Origin of the sequence: Microbacterium sp. CCH5-D1, assembly GCF_001557335.1 — a bacterium.
GTDB lineage: Bacteria > Actinomycetota > Actinomycetes > Actinomycetales > Microbacteriaceae > Microbacterium > Microbacterium oxydans.
This window is the reverse complement of sequence record NZ_LSJW01000070.1, coordinates 1-4547: the sequence shown is the minus strand read 5'-3', so window position 1 is coordinate 4547 and position 4547 is coordinate 1. Positions and strand designations below refer to the sequence as shown.

5 protein-coding genes are annotated in these 4547 nt (G+C 67.4%); 3 read left to right on the top strand and 2 right to left on the bottom strand.

The features are described from left to right. The first annotated feature begins 200 nt into the window (after nt 1–200). Genes AX744_RS04435 through AX744_RS04425 form a run of 3 tightly spaced genes read left to right on the top strand, consistent with a single transcriptional unit; the run spans nt 201 to nt 2859 of the window. The gene (locus AX744_RS04435; RefSeq protein WP_061015508.1) at nt 201–515 is read left to right on the top strand and encodes a hypothetical protein; all 315 of its coding nucleotides are present in this window, start codon (nt 201–203) and stop codon (nt 513–515) included. Then, nucleotides 496–2184 carry an alpha/beta hydrolase gene (locus AX744_RS04430; RefSeq protein ID WP_061015507.1) on the top strand — a complete coding sequence of 563 codons (1689 nt, stop codon included), beginning with the start codon at nt 496–498 and terminating at the stop codon, nt 2182–2184. Before AX744_RS04435 ends, AX744_RS04430 begins: the two co-directional genes overlap by 20 nt. Before the next feature lie 33 nt (nt 2185–2217). After that, on the top strand, nt 2218–2859 hold the full coding sequence (locus AX744_RS04425; protein ID WP_058631564.1) for a hypothetical protein: 642 nt from the start codon (nt 2218–2220) through the stop codon (nt 2857–2859). 13 nt (nt 2860–2872) lie between these two features. Here AX744_RS04425 and AX744_RS04420 read toward each other — a convergent pair whose 3' ends face one another. Next, on the bottom strand, nt 2873–3349 hold the full coding sequence (locus AX744_RS04420) for a dehydrogenase (protein WP_061015506.1): 477 nt from the start codon (nt 3347–3349) through the stop codon (nt 2873–2875). Between the two features lie 54 nt (nt 3350–3403). Then, on the bottom strand, nt 3404–4393 hold the full coding sequence (locus tag AX744_RS04415; protein ID WP_061015505.1) for a malate dehydrogenase: 990 nt from the start codon (nt 4391–4393) through the stop codon (nt 3404–3406). Nucleotides 4394–4547 lie beyond the last annotated feature (154 nt).

Below are 4547 nucleotides of genomic sequence, written 5' to 3'. Positions count from 1 at the left end.
GGATGATGCGGGCGATCCAGGATCTGGACCAGCAGCTCGCCGGCAGCTGACACACGCTTTCGGGAAGGGGTCGACGGTTCGCCGTCGGCCCCTTCTTCGCGCCTTGTGGTCCGGAGATCACGGGCCGATGGGCAGTTCTCCCCATCGGCGCAGGGCGAGCGTCCGGCTATGGTGGATCGCGGCAGAACCGGGGGGAAGCCATGTCAGATGTCGAGATCGACAAGCGCGCACTCGAAGGCGCCGTCCTGCAGATCAGCTTCTCGATCGGTGACTACGTCATGTACGCCAATGACATCGCCGCGCGCGACACGGGCGTCGGCAATCCCGCGAGGCGCACAGGCCTGCGGGTCATGCTCGAGAACGCGCTGGGGCAGGCGATGCTCGAGGCGCGGGCGCAGCATCTCGCGGGGATCGGCGTCACCGATCGGCTAACGAGCATCAACGAGTCGTTCGAAGACCTCGACGTCTCACTGGGCAGCGGATGGGATGCCGACTATGTCGCTGACCTCTCCTAACCGCGGGTGGACGCTCGAGGAGATCGAGTATGACAGCGGGCAGCTCGAAGGGATCCACGCGGATCTCGGAAAGCTCACGGACGCCGGAGGGAACGCGCAGATCGTGCTGCGCAACATCGACGGCGGCCTCGAGGGGCGAGGTCAGAGCATCACTCTGGTGCAGCGTGAATCGGGGCTGCTCGCCAATCGGATGAACCCCACCATCGCCTCACTCGGACGCATCGCCGACGTCGTGCGGGCCTACGGTGAGGCTGTCGCGACGCACGCCAGAACCGCGAACGACCTGATCGACGACATCGAGACCGCGCATGCGGCGCACGCGGCGGCGGTCGCCGATCTCGAGAGCGCACAGTCCCAGCAGCAGATGTGCACCCCCGACGACGACGCCAGCACGCGCTCGACCGCGGAACAGGACGTCACCGACGCGCAGAGCTCGCTCGCCACGACCCGTAGCGCCCTCGAAGGCCTCTGGGAGAGCTGGGAAGCCGCATACGCGCTCTGGGACGAGGCGTATGGTGCAGCGATCGCCGGACTCGTCCGTTCGGATGGCTCGACCCTCAGCGACTCGACCCTCTCGGCGATCGACGCGCTGGCGAACGCCGACACCCCTGCCGAGGTCACGGAGATCTGGGACGGTCTCACCGATGCACAGCGCGATGCGCTCCGTCTCACGTATCCGGGCTTCATCGGAAACCTCGAAGGCGTGCCCTACCTCGACCGCATGCTCGCCAACAGGACGGCGTATGAACGAGTGATCGACGCCGGACCCTACGGCGAGCCGTTGGACACGCAGTTCAAGGACCTCGGTATCGAGATCAACCGGTTCCAGGGGCAGCTGCTGATGTTCAACCCGTTCGAGCAGCCGCAAGCCACCGCTGCCGTCATGTACGGCGTGACCATTCAGGATGAGAACGGGAACCCCGTCGACCCGCTCAAAGGTGTCACCAACGTGAACGTGCTCGTCGGCGGGATGTTCTCGGGCCTCGGAGACCTCGAGGCATGGGGGCAGAGCGCACGCGACCTGAACTTCTTCGCCGACGGGTACAACGACGGGACCAGGTCGGCGACGATCGCCTGGTACGGATACGACTCGCCCAACCTTCTCACCGAGCACACGATGGGCAGCGCCACAGAGGGGGCCGCGACGCTGAGCACCACGCTGCGAGGGCTCGACAACGAGGTGTCGTCGAGCGTCACCACCTCCGTCATCGGGCACTCGTACGGCAGCACGACCGCTTTCCTGGCGGTTGGTGGATCCCCAGACAACCTCGGTGTCGACAATCTGATCGCGGTCGGCTCGGCGGGAGTGCCGGACGGCTACCACCAGACGTGGACCGGAGATGATCCGATGGACTATTCCGGCACGCAGATCTACGCGTCGCGGGCTCCCGGCGATCTGGTCGCCCGCTACGGTGAGCACAGCTCCTTCGGACACGGCACCAACCCCGAAGAGCTGCCGGGAGCGATCAGCTTCGAAAGCGACGGCGGCACCGTGCCGAAAGTGGGCGGCGGCACCGAGGACGGCCTCGGAACCCCGGGCCACGCGGCGCACGACGGCGGCAACAGTATCTGGGGCTGGTGGGAAGAAGACAACGGGTACCTCGCTCGCGATTCGGAATCCTTCCGTAACATTGCCTACATCGTGGCTAACGGCCAGGCGTGGAACTGAGCCGTGGTGGCAACGGCAGCAAGGGGCGGGCGGATGGGGAAGCGCTGGCGGATCACCGCGGCGGTGGCGGTGCTCGCGCTCGCCCTCACCGGGTGCACGAATGAAGGAGACGGCATGGCGACCCCGACCGGCGACGAGCTCGTCGCCCAGGCGAAGCAGCACTACCTCGACTATCGGGAGGTCACGAACGGCGTCCAGGCGCTGATCTTCGACGGCCCGTGGGAGGCTCCAGGGGGCTCATTCGGCATGGAGCCTTCGGGGGCGGGATGCCCGGACGGTTCTTACAAGTTCTCTCTCGCCCGATCGACGGAGGTGGACCCGGAGCAGCATGCCGAGCGATCCGTCGCTGTGCAGAAGTACCTCACGGATGCGGGCTACGAGCTCGACGGCATGGATCTGGGGTCGGGCGAGACTCAGTCGAGTGATGTGATCGTGCGCGAGCAGGGTGACTTCTCGTTGTTGACGGTGACGTTCATCACGAACGGCAACGTGCTCGTGACGGCGACGACCAAGTGCTGGCCCGGCGACCGTTACGAGCTCGGGGACCTGCTCTTCGGTGATGCGAACCTTTCCGAGGGGTACCTGCCGCGCGAGGAGTCGCCGAGCGATCCGCTGTTCTTCGGCGTGACACCCGGCGAGCCGGCCTTCGGCCCGACGCCCAAGCCCACGCCGTAGGAATCGTCGCCCGTCAGTGGGCGGCGGCCGCGTCGGCCAGGTGCCGGGCGTCGTGGTTCAGCACCTTGACGATGATGCCGTGCTTGCGCAGCTCGGCGACGGTGCGTGCGCCCTCGTCGGCGTCGAGACCGAGCGCCTTTATGTTCACGACCACGACGACATCGCCCGTGCGCAGCGTCGAGATGAGGCGGGCGAGGCGGTCGTTCCAGCTTTCCAGGATGTCGGGCGCCGGGTGGCGGAAGCCCTCGATCGGCACGCCGAAGCGGGTGAGGTCATCGCGCTGCTCGACGACGGACGGCATGCCCTCTCGCGACACGACGAGGCCTACCAGCCGTGAGCCGTCTGGCCGTGCCGTCCAGAAGTTGCGGTTCTGCTGCAGCTCGGTGAAGCACTTCGGGCACGCTGCGGCATCATGCGGCAGATGCAGGGGGCTCGTGAGAGCCGCATCGACCGATGCCGTGGTCTTCGTGGGATCAATCGTCTCGTTCATCGCGCACCTCCGGCATCCATTCTGCCCTGTCGTCGTGCGTCGCGGTGACCGGATTCACAAGAGACCGAGCGCCTGAACGGCCTCACGCTCCTCGACCAGCTCCGCGACGGAGGCATCGATCCTGGTACGTGCCCAGTCCGTCGGTTCCAGCCCTTCGACGATCTGCCACTCGCCGTCGACCGAACGCACCGGGAACGACGAGATCAGGCCTTCGGGAACCCCGTACTCACCGTGGGAGACGACGCCGGCCGAGGTCCAGTCGTCGGTGCCGTGTACCCAGTCGCGCACGTGGTCGATCGTCGCGCTCGCAGCAGACGCCACGGACGAGGACCCCCGCACCTGGATGATCTCGGCTCCGCGCTTGGCGACGCGAGGGATGAACGTCTCGTCGAGCCAGGTGGTCACGTCGCCCACGATCTGCTCGAGCGGCTCGAGCACGGGGCGGCCACCGACCGTCGCATGCGAGATGTCGGGGAACTGCGTCGCGGAGTGGTTGCCCCAGATGGGAACCCGCCGAACCGTGTGCACCGGCACGCCGAGGGTCAGCGCGAGCTGGGCCCGCGCGCGGTTCTCGTCGAGGCGCGTCAGAGCCGTGAACCGCTCGGCGGGCACGCCGTCGGCGGAGGCTGCGGCGATCAGCGCGTTGGTGTTGGCGGGGTTGCCGACCACCGTGATCCGGACACCGGGGGCCGCGTTCGCGGCGATGGCTGCACCCTGGGGGCCGAAGATGCCGCCATTGGCCGCGAGCAGATCAGCGCGCTCCATGCCGGGCCCGCGCGGACGTGCGCCGACGAGCAGCGCGAGGTCGGCGCCATCGAAGCCCACCGCCGCGTCATCCGTCACCTCGACGTGCTCGAGCAACCCGAACGCACCGTCCTGCAACTCCAGTGCTGCGCCCTCCGCCGCACCGAGTCCCTGCGGGATCTCCAGCAGTCGCAGCCGCACCTTCTCGTCCGGCCCGAGCAGGTCTCCGGCCGCTATGCGGAAGAGGAGTGCGTAGCCGATCTGTCCGCCCGCGCCGGTGATGGTGATCGTGGTCGTCATGCCCCGAGCCTACGTCCGTTCGACATGCTTCTGCTCAGAGTAATCTCGACGCATGACCTTCAATCCCGATGCCGACATCTCGGGCAACACCACGCGTCGACGCGGCCGCACAGCGGCCATCGCCGGCGGTTCCGGCGTGGGAGTGCTCGCGCTC

Coding starts and splice junctions, on each gene's coding strand:
- AX744_RS04430 (WP_061015507.1), top strand. CDS start 496: ATGTCGCTGACCTCTCCTAACCGCGGGTGGACGCTCGAGGAGATCGAG.
- AX744_RS04425 (WP_058631564.1), top strand. CDS start 2,218: ATGGGGAAGCGCTGGCGGATCACCGCGGCGGTGGCGGTGCTCGCGCTC.
- AX744_RS04420 (WP_061015506.1), bottom strand. CDS start 3,349: ATGAACGAGACGATTGATCCCACGAAGACCACGGCATCGGTCGATGCG.
- AX744_RS04435 (WP_061015508.1), top strand. CDS start 201: ATGTCAGATGTCGAGATCGACAAGCGCGCACTCGAAGGCGCCGTCCTG.
- AX744_RS04415 (WP_061015505.1), bottom strand. CDS start 4,393: ATGACGACCACGATCACCATCACCGGCGCGGGCGGACAGATCGGCTAC.